This is a genomic window from Sphingobacterium sp. HMA12, from assembly GCF_002933815.1.
GTDB lineage: Bacteria > Bacteroidota > Bacteroidia > Sphingobacteriales > Sphingobacteriaceae > Sphingobacterium.
This window is the reverse complement of the sequence record NZ_BEYR01000001.1, coordinates 2,687,349-2,705,702: the sequence shown is the minus strand read 5'-3', so window position 1 is coordinate 2,705,702 and position 18,354 is coordinate 2,687,349. Positions and strand designations below refer to the sequence as shown.

Here is an 18,354-nt window from a genome sequence, read left to right as displayed (position 1 = left end):
AAATGAATAACCAATGAAAAAAAATATAACCTTACTATATACGACAGTCATCTTACTGTTGTTGAGTTCCTGCTCCAAAGATTTTTTGGATAAACCGCCATTGACAGCGATTGATAATGAGATCTACTGGAAGACGGCTAATGACCTGGAAAATTATACCATACAATTCTATACTCGGTTTCCAGCCTTTGATTCTGTGGGTAGCTATTTGGGGGTGATCGGTTGGGATGGCACCCGTGGATCCGACGTTCAGATTTCCAGTTCGCCTAGTACGGTCTGGAATGGTACCGAATCACCTGTTTCATCTGGCGGAAACTGGAAATGGAGCAATATCCGAAGCGTCAATATTTTTTTTAAGAACTATAACAAATGCAAAGATCCTTTTGAAAAATATAAGCAGTTTTTGGGAGAAGCACATTTCTTTAAGGCCTGGTTCTACTTTGAAAAGGTCAGGCTCTACGGTGATGTTCCCTGGTATACGGAGCCATTGGAGATGGACTCTGAAGAACTTTTCAAAGCACGTGACCCACGTACGACAGTAGTCGACTCGATTTTGGCACACCTGGATAAAGCGATCGAATATCTTGATCCTGTGGCTACAGTAAAAGGTAAAAACAATAGACTTTCCAAACAGGCGGCTCTACTGTTCAAATCTAGAGTTGCCTTATTTGAAGGCAGCTGGCAGAAATACCATAAAGGGACAGTATTTGGTACCGCTGGCGTTGATCCCAATAAGTACTTTCGCCAAGCAGTTACAGCTGCCGAAACCTTGATGGATGCAAAATATGGGATGTCGCTGTATAGTAATAATGATCCCGAAAACGATTACTGTAAACTATTTTCCCTGAAAGATCAGCTTGCCAATAAAGAGGTGATCCTTTGGAAAGCCTATTCGATCAACCGTGATCTGTCACACTCTTTTCAGATCTATGTGTCCGATCGCACAGCGGGGATATCTATGACTTTTGAACAGGTACAGCATTACCTGGGACGCAATGGTCTTCCATATGATTATATTTCTCTTGGTAAGACTGTGAAAGGCAATGCTTTTTTAGAAAAAATACGGTCCGATTGTGATCCGCGGCTATCCCAGACGATCTGGACGCCAGGAGCCTTGATGTGGGATAATACCTTTGGTAAAGCCACTTTCAAAAAGCCGTTTTTGGATAAATCTGGTGAGGCCTTGAATAATACTGGTTTTCAGATTCGGAAAGGAAATGACCCAAAATCAGCTTTGGCCGGTGGTGGGGTCTCCTGGAGCTCAAGTGACGAAACTGGTGCCATCGTGTTTCGTTACGCCGAAGCCTTATTGAACTATGCTGAAGCGAAGGCTGAACTTGGTGAAACAGTCGATTATACCAAATCAATCAATTTGCTCCGCAAAAGATCAGGTATGCCGGATTTTGCTATTACCAACGATCCCAATAAGGACAGGTATGCTGATTATGGTTATAATTTATCAGACCAGTTAAAAGAAATCCGTCGTGAACGTACTGTCGAACTTGGAGCCGAGGGATTTCGCTATGATGATATCCGGCGATGGGCCGCGCATAAACTGGTGAAGGGAAAACGTCCCAAAGGTTATCCATTTCTGGCATCGGACTGGACAGGTACAAAAATCAACTATAAAGTTGATGCGGAGGGTTTGCTAGATCCTTTTGTAACACAGCTGCCGAATGGCTATGGATTTAAGGAAAACCGCGATTACCTGGAATGTATTCCGCTGAATGAAATCACATTGAACAATAACTTAAAACAAAATCCAGGATGGGAATAAAAATATTTTTACCGTTGTTATTCAGCTTATTTTATAGCATAGGCCAGGGGCAATCGTTGGTCAGGATAGGTTTGATCGCCGATCCACAGTACGCAGACAAGGATAGCCGTGGAAGCCGTTTTTATAGGAATTCACTTGTTAAATTAGATGCTGCCGTTGTGGCAATCAATAAGGAAGATGTAGACTTTACAGTCATGCTTGGGGATTTGGTTGATGTGGGAACAAAAGATCTGCCACCTGCAATTCAGCAGCTCGACAAGCTCAAAAAACCAGTCTATAATATCTTAGGGAACCACGATTATGTGGATGTTGAAGATGGAGCCGATTTATATAAGGCTTATAAAATGCCTGCCCCTTACTATACCGTAGCCAAAGGAGAGTGGCTGTTTATTCTGCTCAATACCAATGAACTTGCCGAGTATGCCACAACAGCAGGATCAGGCCAGCGCCAAGCCTGGCAATTACTTAACGATAGGCTCAAAACGGCAAAAAGGAGCAATGATCAGCCCTGGAATGGCGGTGTAAGTACAAAACAGCTCAAATGGTTGAGAAAGCAGCTCCATAACGCGCAGTCAACATCCAAAAAGGTGATCGTCTTCACACACCACCCTTTATATCCCGAAAATGGCCTCGAAGCACTGAATAATCGGGATATATTGACTCTCATCGAAAAATATCCGGTCGTAAAGGCCGTGATCTCAGGCCATCATCATCCCGGTAATTTTGCAACCTATAAAGGTATTCCAATGATTACCCTGGAGGGTATGATCGAAACTGACAGCCAAAATGCCTTTGGAATCTTGGAACTAGGGGCAAATCAGCTCAGTCTTCATGGGGAAGGCCGGATGACGTCCAGAAAAATTGATTTTTAAACGAATAAACTTAATATTTAAACACAAAAATTATGAAAAAAACAACGTTAATGTTTGGTAAGGCAGTCTGTATGTTTGCCTGTATGGCCTATTTGTTTTCTGGCTGTCAGAAAGATATGACAAAACAGGAAGAGAGCGCCCCCAAAAAAATGGGCAAAGTCAATACGACATTAGCTGGACCGACATTTGTTAGTGCACATCGATCCAACGATCTAATTAAAGTCGATGAAATTATTAACGAAGGCATCAATAGTCTGGAAGTGGATATTTATGTTGGCAATAAAGGCGGACAGCAAACCTGTCTCATTGGGCATGAGGCGGGAACAGCTACCGGACAGACTCTGGAACAGTATTTTGCTAATCTAAATCAGAAGCTTCCGAGCTATACCTCCCTTTGGTTGGATTGTAAAGATTTGAACAGCAGTGCAAATGAACAGTTATTCTTAAAGACGCTGAAGAAAATGGATAGTCTATATTCTATTAAAAATAGAGTATTGATAGAAAGCATGTATCCACAGTATTTAACTGGCTTTAAACAGCTTGGCTGGAAAGTAAGTTATTACTGCAATTGGTCAGATTTGAGCGGTAAAACCCCTGCGCAGCAACAAGTTGTAATGGATGACATGTACAGCAAACTCAACACTTATGGGGTGGATGGAATAAGTTATGATGCAACGGTGGACAATGCAATGAAATCCTACTTCCCGACTAAAACTGTGGGTGGCGAGCGCGTAAAGATGTATGCTTGGGCACTGTCACGTTATTATGGTGAAACTGATCTGGCGAGTAAACTTGCTACATATGCACACCTCGATATTTTATTGATTACATTTTATTCGCCACAAGGCATTTTGATCGATGGAGCCAATTATAAAATCGCATCCGCATTAACAAAAGAACCTAGTAAAGTTGTTGATGTCAATGGCAATCCCCCGGTCAACGGTGAAGATGTGACATTATGGACTTACAATTATCCGACGTCATCCAACCAGGTCTGGAAGTTGAGAAGCGTTGGCAGCGGGTATTATGCGTTGAAGAGCATAGCTGACACCACTAAGGCATTGGAAGTAAGGGGTGGAGGATCGGCAAACAGTACACCTGTCCAGGTAGCCACCTTTACGAATACTTCGGCGCAACGGTGGAAGCTCACCTATGTGGGAAGCGGCAATTATAATCTAGAACCTGCATCTGCCCCAGGTAAAAACCTGGATGTAAATGGATCAAGTACGGCGGATGATACACAGATTCAGATCTATTCCGCCCATACTGGCAATGCACAAAAATTTAGATTAGTTAAACAATAAATCTCTGTGGTTATGGTATTTATTGAAAAAGTAAAAATGACAAACCTGTTTAATTTGCTGGGGATCCTAAGTGTGACAGGTCTTCTGTTTTTTTCCTGCGGAAAAAGCCATCCTGTCGAGGATACTCCAATTGGGATAACTGGTAAAAAAAGTTTAAATGTGATCCAGGGAGGCGTGAACGACCTGACGGTTGCAATCCCGATGGGAGGGAATTCCTTTGTGACCAATGGCCTCAGTGGAGCAGAAATTTTTGATAACTCAAATTATGGACTTCGCAATTGGACCAGTCTTTCAGCTGTAGTAAGTACCTATTTTAAGGTCACACAGTCTGGTACGTTGCATTTGGGTATAAAAGGCTATGTTACCACGGGGAGTAGCGTCGTTCGTCTGACTGTCAATGGGCAGAGTTTCGATGTGGCCATGACGGGGGGAGCGCCTGCAAAAGATTATTATGCGGGCTCGGTGGAGATTGCTACACCTGGTTATGTAAAAGTAGACCTTCAGGCAGTTAGCAAAACAGCTACATATATCGGTAATATGACTGACATTTTAATTGGTGGTACAGCCGCTTCGTCTGGTCTTACTTATGCGAATATACCGACAAGCTACTATTTTTCGCGTCGCGGGCCTTCAGTGCATTTAGTCCCTAGTCTTCCGACTGGTAATTCGTACGAATGGATGTACAACGAAGTTATCGTCCCTGCCGGACAGGATCCGGTAGGCAGCTATTACATGGCAAATGGATTTGGACAGGGATATTTTGGTTTTCAGGTCAACTCGGCAACACAGCGAAAAATTATTTTCTCTGTATGGGATCCCAGCAAGGAATCTGACGGAAAAACTACCGTCGTAAGCAACGGCACCGATGTGGCCGTCAGCGGTTTTGGCGGTGAGGGGACCGGAGGAAAAAGTAATTGGACCTTCAACTGGTCAACAGAAACTACATATAAGTTTCTGACCAGAATAAGACCGGACGGACTCGGCAATACATTGTATTCATCTTGGTTTTACGCGCCCGAATTGGGTACATGGAAGTATATTGCTACGTTTAAAAGACCAGCTATTTCAACTTATATAACAGGTGCCTATTCCTTTCTTGAAAATTTTAACAATACAATGGGGTACCTAGGCCGAAAAGCTTACTATTCAAACTTTTGGGTTCGGTCTACGACCGGTACCTGGATCGAATCGACATCCTGTAGGTTTAGTGTGGATGGTGCTGGTGACAACAACCAACGGGGAGATTACAAAGGTGGAGTTGAGAATGGTAGATTCTTTTTGCAGAATGGCGGATTTTTTAATGATTTAGTGGCTGAAAATAGTGTTTTTACACGACCAGCTATTGGCACGGCGCCAAATATAGATCTAAATAATTTGCCCATAAATTGATAATGGATTAGCTAAAGGTAAAAGGTCGTATTCCCTTTACCTTTACCTTTTATCAACCTGGGGAGTGTACGATATAGTTTCTGAGCCGGTAGCTCAATGACAACAATACTTTTCTGTTGTACCGAAAATCTAAATAGAATACCTTAAGGTCGCTGAACATCTTTTTCTCTTTTATATATTATCATCTATATATTATTTCATGGATCCAATTTTACATTGACTATGTGTTTTGGATTACAGTCTTTGGTATGACTAAGTTTTTCTTCAGCAGCAAGCGATAGCAGAATAAGCAGTATGATTATTCTGGTGATAATTTTTTAATTATAGTTTTATTACTTAGTTTTGGCGACTAGTAAACCATACTATTATTTTCTTATTATCTTTTTATTGTGGATAGTCAAACTATTATTACATTGCTTATTGTCGGGATTGTTATCAGTAAAACACTTATCGGAGTACTGATTTACTTTTTGATTCGAAAAAACCGTCTTCTGAAATCCAAGCAGTTAAAGTTAACAGCAGCTAATACTGCGCTTAATGAACAGGCCCAACGTATCCGGCATTATAATGAAGAACTTAAAATAGCGGAAAATTTTAAAACAAAGGTCCTGTCAATAGCATCACACGATCTACGCGCTCCATTTGCTTCGGTCGAAGTACTACTGACGATCAACGATATTTCTCTAATCGACAAGGAGGACCTCAGCCTGATTTTTACGAATTTAAAGAAGCAGGTTGCTAGATCCCGGGCGATGCTCGAGGAGGTGTTGCTCTGGACAGATTCCCAGTTGCGGGATAAACTTGAAAATACTGAAACCTGCAATATCATTGATCAGATAAATGGTATACTGGAAATGTATAGCATCGAAATTCAAAAATCCAAGATGCTGGTTTTAAATAATGTGGAGCAAGATTTTTCTGTCAATATACATAAAGAAATATTTTGTTTCGTGATTAGAAATGTCATCAGTAACGCAATTAAATATGGACGGACAGGCGGAAAGATACAGATCCTGCTGACGGATAACAAGATCGATCAATGGGAATTGACCATTATAAATGATGGCGATGAATTGTCGCCGGAGGTTCTTTACAATCTCAATTTTGTAAATAGCTGGGAACGTAAGAAAGCTGAAAATAAGAACGGTGCCGGATTGGGTATTTCCCTCTGTAGAGATCTCCTGAAGCGAATTAACGGAAGTCTGTGTTTTGAAAATAGAAGTAGCGAGGGCGTTTCAGTTAAATTGATTTTCCCCATAAACGTATAGGCGAATAGCACGAAAGAAATCGCGTCATCCAAAACATTTTCGGGGAAGTATTGTTGTAAGATGCAAGGTATGGCCCGAATGATGAAAATATTTCTTTTAAAAATAAGACCTTTTCTTGTATTGCCTTTTCTGTTTTTGACCGGCTGTTCAACTTTGATCAATAATGTTCAGGTGCAGACGCTGACAAAGAATTACTGTGCGCCGAATGTAGCCTATAAATCAATTCCCGTACAGGCAATTCCATCCGTCGACAGTACCAGGCTCAGAGCTGTTTTTTCTGACCATGATTTTGTATTGGTCAAATATCTCAACCTTTCGCCGCATATCATCGGTTATCTGGACAATCCCGGTAATCCCGCGGTGAAGCTGGCTGCAAAACAAAAGGTGACCGACAGATATATGCTGTTTGAAACGGAATTGAATGCTATTGCCGCGGAATTGGACTGCAATGGCGAGCGTATTGATAAGCTCGCAGGCTACATGGATGAATTGAATTCGAATACACAGACCCGACTGACAGTAGCCTCCATACTCTTGGGGGCTGTCACGGCGGTTACAGCGACCACCATCAAAAATGATAAGCTCAATAATGGCTTGAGCATCGCCGGCGGGGTAGGCACAGCGGTGTTGGGATTTATGACCCTAAATCCCAAAGGAAAAAGGGTCAGCATGCATTTGGAGCGCAATCTGCTCCAAGGTATCTGGTTTCAAAACAACAATGCACAAATCTATCCTGCGTCGGTATGGGGTATTTTATCGGAGAAGGGATTCAGTAACTCCGAAAATTTTTCGCTGGTAGAGACAATGCGGCAACGCTGGTTAAAATATGGCCTCGAGGATCAACAGAACAGTCCCTTGGAGAAACTTTATTTTAACACGGGTGGCATCTTCACAGCGGAGCAACTGCATGATCTAGCCAATATGCACAATGAACTGCAGGCGACCATTCGCTCCGTGCAGCAGGATTTGCGGAGCCTGATGCACACCCTCAGTACACTGGACTGAGCTCAGGGTATGTCGACATCGCTTTTTCGTTCGTTTTTTTTACCTTCTATTTTCGTTTGACCCGTCTATTTCCGTCTGATCTGCAATTTGACACCGAGGGCAAGCCCAATGTAGTCATCAAATTTTAGGTATTTATTCTGGATACCACTGACTAGATACAGATCACTTGTATGTAGATCATAATAAAATTTTATCCCTTCAAAATAGGAGGATTTGGATTTTAATTTATAACTGAAGTCTTGACCAACAAAAATATTGATACGTAGTCGAGTAGAAAACCTATAATAGCTGTTCGGATATTTGTCGGGTTCCTTGTACCAGAACTGTTTGCCCAGCGTCGTATTGAGGTAAACCCCGGTGCGCAGTGGATGATAGCTGATCTGCTCATGGAGTTGCACCTTAAAAGGGGTGTACGTCTGACGAAGTGTTAAGGTCAGCTTGGCACGGTCGGTATCATACTTGGGTACATAACCCAGCAAAAAGTCGGTCGACCACTGTTTCTGCCAACCATAATCCCAGCCCACACCCGCAGAAAATAAACCGATGGATCCAGCATACTGAACGAGGTAACTGGATGGTACAAGGTTGAAGGCCGCTTTTTTAAGTTCCTTGCTGTTATTGCTGCCGATATGCGTGCTGCTGCTATCGGTACCGAAAATCATGCCTTGCTCTTGGACGATTGTCTGGGCCGCACTGATTGTGGAAAAGAAAAGGGAAACAAACGCGAGGAATGATTTGCGTACTTTAATAGGAAACAAGTTCATGAGTATAGTGATCCTTGGTGATTGTAAAAATTATAAATTGACGTTTGCCGATGTTGGGGGTGCCGTAGTAGATGATGCCGTCCTTGAAAATATCATCTTTCTGGTAAATATGGTCATGGCCATTGTTGCAGTAGAGTAGGTTGGGGTATTGTTTAATGCTGTACTGGAAGACAGAAGCCACATTGTTGTTGAACTGATCGGATGTCGGCCTGGCATGCATGACCACCACGCTCTGCTCAAAGCGCCCTTTGTCCATCTGGCGCTCGTGCTCAATAAATGAAAAATCGGGTACCGGTGTGGAATAATCAGATTCCAATGCATTTGTATTTAAGCATAGAAATTTTGTTTTCCCCGCTATAAAGCTATAATTGGGGCTGCCAAACACCTGCTGAAAAATCTCTTCACCATTTGCGAGACAGTCGTGATTCCCCAACAGAGCGACGTAAGGCTGTTTTAGTTTGCCTAGAATATCGCGCTGCCATAGAAATTCCTTGGTAAGGCCAAAATCACTGAGGTCACCACCGTGAATAATAAAATCGATATCGTTACGGTTGTTGACTATTTTTACAAAATCGTCAAGTTCGTCGTGCCATCGCTGTGAGTCACTGATAAAAGCGTATCTAATGGTATCTCGTTCAGCATAATCATGTTCTATTTTTGCGATATTTTCAGCATTAATATGCTGCCTTCCATCGATTTTTCCGGAATAGGGATGGACATCAAACATATTACAGCCATGGATAAGAAGGAAGATGGGGAAGAGTACGAGGTATGTGCATTTTTTTTTCATTTGAATACTTTTATTGACTTTTTGAACTCAAAAGTAAGTTTTGAATATTAAAAGATACTTTTTGAGGATTATTATTACCCCAAAATGATATTCTATGATCTTGAATCAACAGAATCAGCCCGTTTTTTTTCCTTCTTTTGATCGCGTTAATGCATCTATAATTGCTCAATTTACGATAACGTTACCGCTACTTTATCCGGTAAATCTGTTGGATTTCTGTTCGTTAAGGTCTTTCTTTGGGATATAACGCAATTGAATAAACTCAAAATCTTACCTAAAAATGGATAAATTATGATAGTTCATATCCACAGTAATCGCACAGTTGCCGTTGGGACGATGCTGGGCTGTCTCTTCCTTTGGACAGGCATCGCTGCCGCGCAGACGACAACTGTCAAAGGAAGGGTCAGCAGCGCTGCTGACCAAACCGTCCTGATAGGGGCCACGGTTAGTAACCTGATGAACAAACTAGCCACAAAGACCGACAAAGAGGGCAATTTTAATATTTCAGCCAATGCAGGCGATAAACTCAAGGTTTCGCTGCTCGGTTTCAAAACCGTTGAAATCGCTGTTCCGGCCGCAGGCGATCTCCAGATCACACTCGAAACGGAAAGTCAGCAGATGGAAGAGGTCGTGGTCACTGCACTGGGGATCAAGCGCCAGGTCCGGGGACTGACTTATGCGACACAACAGCTGGATGGTGCCGCGGTCAACAATGCCCGCGACAATAGTGGTAACGTGCTGAGCAGTCTGACGGGGAAAGTCGCCGGTGCCGTAGTCACCACTGCAGCAACAGGGCCGGGGGCATCTGCCAGGGTAGTTCTCCGCGGTAACAAATCTATTTCAGGCAACAACAATGCGCTGATCGTGGTGGATGGTGTGCCCTACGATAACTCCAGTGCGCAACAGGCCAGCGGCACCACCTACAATTATGGTACAAGTGATGGAGCAGCAAATATCAATCCCGATGATATCGAATCCATCAATGTGCTCAAAGGGCCTTCAGCTGCTGCGCTTTATGGAAGCAGGGCCGCAAACGGTGCCATCCTTATTACAACGAAACAAGGCAAAGCGGGCCGGTATCAAATTGACTATAACGGCAGTGCATCCCTGGACCAGGTCAACCTGCTCAGTAAATTCCAGAATAGCTATGGGCGTGGAAATGGCGGCGTCACGGGTACCAATGTCGGAGAAAGCTGGGGACCCAGGGGAACGACCTACAAAAATAATGTCCGTGATTTCTTTGAAAATGCGGCTAGCTTCAATAACAGCGTCAGTACCTATGGTGGTACCGAAAAGGTGCAGGGCTACGTTTCTTATACCAATAATAAGATCGGCGGCATCATTCCGGGTAACGACCTCAAACGGAACAGCCTCAACCTACGGGTCAATACGGAGCTGATCCCCAAGCTGAAAACTGATGTTAAACTCAACTATGTCAACCAGCAGATCGACAACCGGCCCCGGCTGGGTGATATGGGGATCCCCGTGGAAGCCTATGTGATGCCCAGGGATATGGATAAGGCTGAACTACAGGATTATGAAACCATCGACCCCGTCACCGGCGAACCGCAACGGAAATATTGGTCTGGCTCTGCCGTCTATGACAACCCTTATTGGAGCACCAATCGCACCTCGGTCAATGAAGTCCGGGACCGTGTCACCGCCATGGGCTCGGCAAGCTACCAATTGACGGACTGGTTAAATGTCATGGGCCGGTTCAGTTATGATAAATACATAGATAAGACGGACGGTTCTTTTTATGCGGGTACAGTCTCCCTGGGCGATGTCCGTCCCGGCGGTAAATATTTTGAAACGCATGCACGCTATCAGGAACGCAATTTTGATCTCCTTTTCAACGGAAAGAATTCGATCAGTGAAGCCGTTAAAATCAGTTACAATGTCGGTGCAAGTTCGTTAAACCGACAGTATAGCAGTTTTCAGAATATGGCTAATGGGCTGTCCATTCCCAATGAATTCAGCCTAAAAATGGCGACAACACCTGAATTTCTTCTGATCAATGGCTATCAGCGACGCCTGAATTCGGTTTATGGTAGTGCGCAGCTGGCTTTTTTTGATAATATTTTTCTGGATATGACAGCACGAAACGACTGGACGTCGACCTTGAAGTCACCGCACAGTTACTTTTATCCTTCGGTCGGTGTATCTGCGATCTTTAACGAATGGCTCAAACTACCGGCTTGGGTCAGCTATGGTAAGCTGCGCGCCTCCTACACGCAGGTGGGTAACGACCCGGATCCTTATCTGCTCCAGCAGCTGTATTCTTTTGGTCTAGGTGCCGGAAAGGGCTTTATCTCACGCTCGCCGATAAAGGCGATCCCCGAATTGAAGCCAGAACTGACAAAATCCTATGAAGCAGGGCTGGATATGAAATTCTTTGCCAACAGATTGGGCTTTGACATGACGATATATAAAAGCAATACGATTAACCAGTTGCTGTTTCTGGGTCTGCCCATGGCAAGTGGTTATAGCCGGCAGTACATCAATGCCGGAAATATTGAAAACAGGGGAATCGAGGTGCAGTTGACCGCATCACCCCTGAAAAAAGAAAATCTGGAATGGCAGACCACCTTCAACTTTGCCGCCAATACCAACAAGGTGATAGAACTGCACGAAAAAACAAAACGTGCGACGATCACTGAAAATACCAAATATGCTTCAGTAGTGGTCAATGAAGGAGAGCGGTACGGTGATCTGTATGGCTATAAATGGAAAAGAGATGGGCAGACCGGTAAATACGTAGTGGACGGTAGTGGTCTTCCTGTGGTTGAGGCCAATCAGAAACTTGGTAATTTTAATCCAAAGGCTTTATTGGGATGGTCCAATTCGGTGCGTTACAAAAACTTTACGGTCAATGCCTTGATTGATACCCGTATTGGTGGCGAGATTGTGTCGGGAACCTCTGCTTACCTAGCTGCTTTCGGTGTGGCGGATTATACCGCTGATTACCGTGACGGCGGTCTGGTGCTGGATGCCGTGGATGCCAGTGGTGCCGCCAATACCAAGGCCATCACTGCACAGCAGCTCTGGACCCGCGTGTCTCAGAATGGCCGTGATGCCTGGGGTGAGTTCTTTACCTATGATATGACCAATGTACGCTTGCGTGAACTGTCTGTCAGTTATAAGTTTAACCTCAACAGCACAGCGGCGATCAAGAGTGCGCAGCTGATGCTGACGGGCCGCAATCTATTTTTCTTTTACCGTGGAAAATCCAAACTGGATATCCCGGGCATAGGAAAAACAGCTAATCCCATCGATCCGGAAGCAGCACTTGGCGCAGGGAATTTTCAGGGGGTCGAAGTGGGCTTGCCGCCTACCGTCCGCTCCTTTGGGCTGAATGTGAAGTTAACTTTTTAAATCCTTGAAAAAATGAGAAAGAGCACAATATATACCTCGCTATTAGCATTAAGCTTGCTATCCTGTACAAAAGACTTCCAGGATATCAATACTGATCCCAACAATATCACGGTGATCACGCAGCGTGAATTGCCTTTTATGTTTGCCAAGGCCCAGTCTTCGGCTGCGATGAACAGATCTTTTTACCAGACAGTGCAAAATCTGGGTGCGGATTTATATGCGCAGTATTTTGCACTTACCACCAATTCCTTCAGCACGGACCGCTATCTGCTGACGCCGGACTGGCAGCGCCGGTTTTGGACCGTAGTCTATGTGGATACAGCTCCCCAGCTCAAAAGTATTCTTGAAAATACCGATCCCAAATCGGGGGAGGCCGCATTGGCTAATATCATGTGGGTCTATGCCTTCCATCGGCTGACAGACCATTTTGGGCCGATCCCGTATTTCGGTGCTGCCGAAGCCAATGATATCATTCCATATGATCCCATGGATAAGATCTATGCAGATTTCTTTGAAAAACTGACGGCCGCCGTGGCTAATTTAAAGGCGCTGCCTACAGGGACGAAGATCTTTCAGGGCTACGACCTGATTTTTGATGGAGATACCGATCGTTGGATCCGTTTTGCCAACTCACTCCGTCTGCGATTGGCCATGCGCATTGCTAAAGTGGATGCCGGCAAGGCGAAAACCGAAGCGGAGGCCGCTGTGGCAGCAGGCTTAATGTCCAACAATACCCACAATGCCAGCATGCTCAAATCTTTATCAGGCAATGATACCAACGGACTGGCACAGGTCGCCGTATGGAATGAGTTTTCCATGAGCTCCACCATAGCCTCTTATTTAAAGGGCTATGCTGATCCGCGGCTAGGTGTTTATTTTCAGCCCAGTTACACTGGGAAGGTATTTAATAGTGTGCGCAATGGTGCCACGGCAACCGACCTTGGCAATCTACGCAACCAGTCGGGGTCCAATTCCAATGTGGGTACATACTGGGTGCGCTACAACGGTGCAGCTATCGAAGGAAACTTTACGCAGAACTTTCATGTGATGTGTGCCGCTGAATCTTTTTTCCTTCGGGCTGAAGGGGCCCTGAATGGTTGGAATATGGGGGGAGAGGCCAGGCAGCTGTATGAAGATGGCATAAAAACCAGTATGGAGCAATGGGGGATAATGGAATCGGCCCAGATCAACGACTACATCATATCAGATCGTGTACCTGCAGCACCGGGTGACTACTACAATTCAGCTGCAGTCGCCAGTACCCCAGTCAGATGGGCAGCGAGTCCTGCTGAACAGCGTGAACAGATCGGTATACAGAAGTGGTTGGCCATATACCCCAATGGCATGGAAGCCTGGGCTGAATACCGACGTACCGGATTCCCTAAAATGTATCCGCTCATCCAATCGGACAACGCGGACTTGCCTGTAGGGACATTCATCAAGAGATTACCTTATCCATTGACCGAGGCGACGGACAATCTGACTGAACTTAACAAGGGGCGCGCTCTGCTTGGCGGTACCGACAATGCAGCAACAAAACTCTGGTGGGATGTGGACTAATTTGGGTAAATTACAATGATAGACTTCAAAATAGGGCTAATAGCTTTAGGCATATTTATGGGATTAAATTCGAACATACAAGCGCAACATCAGCAGGTATTACCCCACGTGCTGGCAATGCCGGCAGAAATAGACCCGCTAAGGGTCGGGATGGAGGATCGGGCGGAACAGCTTATGGCGGCATTGGATCATGACACTGCGGCAGATCCGCAGCAAATTATCCGGGCGGTGAGAAGCAACCTGAAACTGGACGGATACGAAGTGCCACCACTGGATATGCAGCTTATTTCTTCGATCAAGCAGGATAGCTATACCATCCATACTTTGGTCTTCCAGAGCCTGCCTGGGGTATATGTACCGGCAAGCTTATATGTGCCAAAGGGAAAAGGCCCCTTTCCGGCGATACTGAACAGTCACGGGCATTGGCCTCCGGGAAGGCGCAGTGAAATCGTCCAGCGCACAGCGCACATGCTGGCATCCAGCGGCTATGTATGTCTATGCATTGATGCCATGGGCTCGGGCGAGCGTGGCCGCGAGCATCAGCATGAATACCATGGAGCCAACCTGGGGTCGGCGCTGCTCGATCTGGGTACACCCCTGATGGGAATGCAGCTGCTCGAAAATAGCCGTGCGATCGATCTGCTCTGCGGTCTGCCAGAGGTGGATCCCGAAAGGATAGGAGCTACCGGAGCCAGCGGTGGCGGCAATCAGACCATGTGGCTGGCTGCCATGGATCCTCGGGTCAAAGCGGCTGTCCCCGTCGTTAGTGTCGGTACCTTTCGCGCTTATATCATGAACAGCAATTGTGTCTGTGAACTCCATCCGAATGGGTTACTGCATTTTGAAGAAGGGCAGCTTTTGCAGACAATGGCACCCAAAGCAATCAAAATTATTACGGCACTCCGCGATGGTAATGGGGCCTTCAATGCGCAGCAGATGCTCAAATCTTTTCGTATTGCGAAGCGCGCTTATGTGCAGCAGGGGGTAGCCGAACGACTCGACTATGAACTCTTTGATGAGCCGCACAGCTATACCGGAGAAATGAACAAAAGTATGATCAGCTGGTTTGACAGGGTGTTTGCCGTGAAGCGCCGCGGAGATAATCTCCGAATTTCGGACTTCCAGCCTTTGGATACCAATGCGCTTGCTGTGCTGAAAGGGGGGAACAAGAAAGCTGGGATCCTTAGTATCCCAGCTTTTATCAACCGAGAATTCAACCGTGTAGAATCGCAGATTGCCACCTCGCTGCTGGACGGGGCTACATATAAAAAGCAGTTGCAAAAAATAGTCCTGATGGATACTGCTGACCACTTACTCCATGTGCAGTCGCTGGAGCCGCAGCAGGGCTGGCGTCGGATTATGCTGGAGAATGCCTCCGGGCAACTGATTCCGTTATTGATTAGTCCACCCCGTGAAGCGGTGAATGCCTTGCATGTCTACTTTCCTTCAAAAGGTAAACAAGTGGCGCCATTGTCGGAGATTGACGCGCTAAGGAGTAAAGGTGAAGGGGTTGTATTGGTAGATCTATATGGGCTCGGCGAGCGCGCCTCGGCGACCGCTGATCAGATTGATGGTGCCCTACCACGCTTTCATACGCTATCGCGCTCCCTGCTCTGGATGGGCAGCAACATGATGGGGATCTGGGCCACTGAAATCGGACTTGTCAACGACTATCTGCAACAAGAATATAGCAGCTATAAACGGCTGCTTGTAGCTGACCGTGAGACCGCCATCGCTGCACTGATCAGCAACGTGCTGGCTGACGCCGGGCAGACATTGCTCCTACGGGAGTTGCCTGTCAGTTACCTGCCGGACGAGAGCGGTGCACTGGACAGCTATAATATGGCCATCCATATGCAGGGTATACTCCGCTGGGGTGATATCCCGATGTTGCTCGCCCTCAATAAACCGCAGGTCAGCCTCGAGGGGCTCTATCATTTGAACGGTAAACAGTGTGGGCAGTTCGAAAAACAGCGGTTACAGGACAAAGTACGGGGCTATAAAAAGCAATTGAATAACCAAGGAGTACTCCTTATCAACTAAATACTATGGGAACAAATCGAAGATCATTTTTAAAACTGTCAGGACTGGCCGGAATTGGACTGATGACTGGCTGTACACAGGAAAATAAGGCTCCGACAACGGCCAAACTGGATCATATCAGACTGGAGGCCACAAAAAAATACAGTTCTACTTTTAATATGTCGGGCTATGCAGCTCCAAAAATACCCACAGTACGTGTCGGGTTTATCGGTGTCGGCAATAGGGGATCAGCTGCAGTAGAGCGCCTGAGCCAGATCGAGGGGGTAGCTATCAACGGCATCTGTGATGTACGGCCTGAAAAAGCTGCTGAAGCTAAAGGCAGGATCAAAACTGCCGGCCACCCTGCCCAGCTTTTTACCGATAATGCGGAACACTGGAAAAAAATGTGCGAACAGGCGGATTATGATCTGGTTTATATTGCTACACACTGGCAACTGCACGCTGAAATGGCCATCTATGCGATGGAACAGGGGAAACATGTAGCTCTGGAGATCCCCGCAGCGACGAGCGTGGAGGACTGCTGGCGACTGGTACAGACTTCGGAGAAAACCAAAAAGCACTGCGTCATGCTCGAAAACTGCTGTTACGATTACTTTGAACTCCTGACTTTAAACCTGGCCAGGCATGGTTTTTTTGGCGATATCGTTCACTGTGAGGGCGCTTATATCCACGATATCTTGGAGAGCTTTTTCGATGCTGAAAAGCGCTTTGACTTCTGGCGGCTCAAAGAGAATGCGGCGCGCAACGGCAATCTATATCCCACACATGGCCTGGGACCGGTCTGTCAGGTGCTGAAAGTAAACCGCGGAAATAAGATGGAATATATGAGCTCCATGTCTTCCAAAGATTTTATGCTCCAGCAAAAAGCGAAGGAAATGGCAGCGAAAGATAAACAGTTTGAAGCCTATGCAGAAAAACCGCTCCGCGGAAATATGAATATATCCAATATACTCACCCATAGTGGCAGTACAATTATGCTGCAGCACGATGTGAGTTCGCCCAGACCGTATTCACGCCTCCATCTGATCAGTGGCACCAAAGCTTTTGCGCAGAAATATCCGCTGCCGGGCAAGATCGCCATCGGCCATGCCGACTTTTTGCCTAGCGAAGAGATGGCCAAGCTCGAACAGCAATATACTCCGGGGATAGTCAAAAGGATCGGAGAACTGGCCAAACAGATCGGGGGCCATGGCGGTATGGATTTTATGATGGATTGGCGCCTGATCGATTGCCTGCGCAATGGCCTGCCGATGGACATGGATGTCTATGATGCGGCCAGCTGGAGCGTCATTGGTCCCTTGAGTGAATGGTCCGTAGCCAATGGATCCCAACCGATTGAAGTGCCAGATTTTACCTGTGGCAACTGGAAAAATAATAAAGTACATGATATTGACCTGGCAGCAGCAGAGACCAGCGCTGCCCTATCATAAAAGAAATTGAATGAGAACAACGCTATAAAATCAAGAAACGTGAACATTAGAACATTTAAAACCCGGGAAGAACTCGGACTACATGCAGGAACTGCAGGAATTGAAGCAATCAATGCCGCTATTGCGGAAAAAGGCGAAGCCAACATTATACTGGCGACAGGACAGAGCCAGTTTGAAACCCTTGAAACCTTGGTGTCCAGCGATTCTATCGACTGGAGCAAGGTGCGCATGTTTCATCTGGACGAATATATCGGTATGCCAATCAGTCATAGGGCCAGCTTCCGAAAATACCTGACCGAGCGCTTTGTGAATCAGGTGGAGCCTTTAAAAGAAGTCGTATTGATCAACGGTGAGGGGGATCCCGCCGCGGAATGCGTACGTCTGCATAACAAGATCAAAGCGCATCCGATCGATGTTGCCTTTGTGGGAATCGGGGAGAACGGCCATCTCGCTTTCAACGATCCACCCGCCGATTTTGACGTCAAAGAGGCCTATCTATTGGTCAACCTGGATGAACAGTGCCGACGTCAGCAGCTGGGTGAAGGCTGGTTTGGCTCACTGGCGGAAGTGCCACTACAAGCCATCAGCATGTCTATCCAACAGATTCTATCGTCCCGGAAAATTATCTGTGCTGTACCGGACGGGCGCAAGGCGCAGGCGGTGAAAAACTGTCTGACAAAACCGATTTCCAACCTGAATCCGGCCAGCATATTGCAGCAGCACGCCGACTGCACCTGCTATCTGGACGCGGAATCAGCATCACTTTTAGACTAATTG

The 18,354-nt window shown here is 45.9% G+C and carries 13 protein-coding genes; 11 read left to right on the top strand and 2 right to left on the bottom strand.

The genetic code is table 11. The annotated features are described in order from the left end of the window. Positions 1-13: 13 nt before the first annotated feature. From HMAT_RS11680 to HMAT_RS11655, 6 genes are all read left to right on the top strand, one after another. Complete coding sequence (locus HMAT_RS11680) at positions 14-1,777, top strand: RagB/SusD family nutrient uptake outer membrane protein (RefSeq protein WP_104382864.1); 1,764 nt, start codon at positions 14-16, stop codon at positions 1,775-1,777. Continuing rightward, positions 1,768-2,649 (top strand): metallophosphoesterase, encoded by an 882-nt coding sequence (locus HMAT_RS11675; RefSeq protein ID WP_104382863.1) that lies wholly within the window; start codon positions 1,768-1,770, stop codon positions 2,647-2,649. Before HMAT_RS11680 ends, HMAT_RS11675 begins: the two co-directional genes overlap by 10 nt. A gap of 32 nt (positions 2,650-2,681) precedes the next feature. Continuing rightward, on the top strand, positions 2,682-3,953 hold the full coding sequence (locus HMAT_RS11670; RefSeq protein WP_104382862.1) for an RICIN domain-containing protein: 1,272 nt from the start codon (positions 2,682-2,684) through the stop codon (positions 3,951-3,953). Between the two features lie 12 nt (positions 3,954-3,965). Beyond that, positions 3,966-5,342, top strand: coding sequence for a DUF3472 domain-containing protein (locus tag HMAT_RS11665; RefSeq protein WP_104382861.1), 1,377 nt, complete (start codon positions 3,966-3,968; stop codon positions 5,340-5,342). A 389-nt stretch (positions 5,343-5,731) separates the two neighbouring features. Beyond that, positions 5,732-6,610, top strand: a complete 879-nt coding sequence (locus HMAT_RS11660; RefSeq protein WP_104382860.1) for a sensor histidine kinase KdpD — start codon at positions 5,732-5,734, stop codon at positions 6,608-6,610. Positions 6,611-6,688: 78 nt separating this feature from the next. After that, the gene (locus HMAT_RS11655) at positions 6,689-7,615 is read left to right on the top strand and encodes a hypothetical protein (RefSeq protein WP_158655781.1); all 927 of its coding nucleotides are present in this window, start codon (positions 6,689-6,691) and stop codon (positions 7,613-7,615) included. A gap of 65 nt (positions 7,616-7,680) precedes the next feature. Here the strand turns inward: HMAT_RS11655 and HMAT_RS11650 are convergent, their stop codons facing one another. Both HMAT_RS11650 and HMAT_RS11645 read right to left on the bottom strand, forming a co-directional pair. Beyond that, positions 7,681-8,379, bottom strand: coding sequence for a hypothetical protein (locus tag HMAT_RS11650; RefSeq protein WP_104382858.1), 699 nt, complete (start codon positions 8,377-8,379; stop codon positions 7,681-7,683). Then, the gene (locus HMAT_RS11645) at positions 8,360-9,169 is read right to left on the bottom strand and encodes a metallophosphoesterase (RefSeq protein WP_104382857.1); all 810 of its coding nucleotides are present in this window, start codon (positions 9,167-9,169) and stop codon (positions 8,360-8,362) included. Before HMAT_RS11645 ends, HMAT_RS11650 begins: the two co-directional genes overlap by 20 nt. 291 nt (positions 9,170-9,460) lie before the next feature. Here HMAT_RS11645 and HMAT_RS11640 point away from each other — a divergent pair, with 291 nt between their 5' ends. Genes HMAT_RS11640 through HMAT_RS11620 form a run of 5 tightly spaced genes read left to right on the top strand, consistent with a single transcriptional unit; the run spans position 9,461 to position 18,351 of the window. Then, on the top strand, positions 9,461-12,544 hold the full coding sequence (locus HMAT_RS11640; protein WP_104382856.1) for a SusC/RagA family TonB-linked outer membrane protein: 3,084 nt from the start codon (positions 9,461-9,463) through the stop codon (positions 12,542-12,544). Positions 12,545-12,556: 12 nt separating this feature from the next. After that, positions 12,557-14,104 (top strand): SusD/RagB family nutrient-binding outer membrane lipoprotein, encoded by a 1,548-nt coding sequence (locus HMAT_RS11635; RefSeq protein WP_233789196.1) that lies wholly within the window; start codon positions 12,557-12,559, stop codon positions 14,102-14,104. Positions 14,105-14,161: 57 nt separating this feature from the next. Continuing rightward, complete coding sequence (locus tag HMAT_RS11630; protein ID WP_158655780.1) at positions 14,162-16,147, top strand: S9 family peptidase; 1,986 nt, start codon at positions 14,162-14,164, stop codon at positions 16,145-16,147. 5 nt (positions 16,148-16,152) lie between these two features. Further along, a complete protein-coding gene (locus HMAT_RS11625) occupies positions 16,153-17,577 on the top strand; it encodes a Gfo/Idh/MocA family protein (protein ID WP_104382853.1) in 1,425 nt (474 codons plus the stop codon). A gap of 39 nt (positions 17,578-17,616) precedes the next feature. After that, positions 17,617-18,351: a glucosamine-6-phosphate deaminase gene (locus HMAT_RS11620; RefSeq protein WP_104382852.1), complete on the top strand. Its 735-nt coding sequence runs from the start codon at positions 17,617-17,619 to the stop codon at positions 18,349-18,351. Positions 18,352-18,354: the final 3 nt, after the last annotated feature.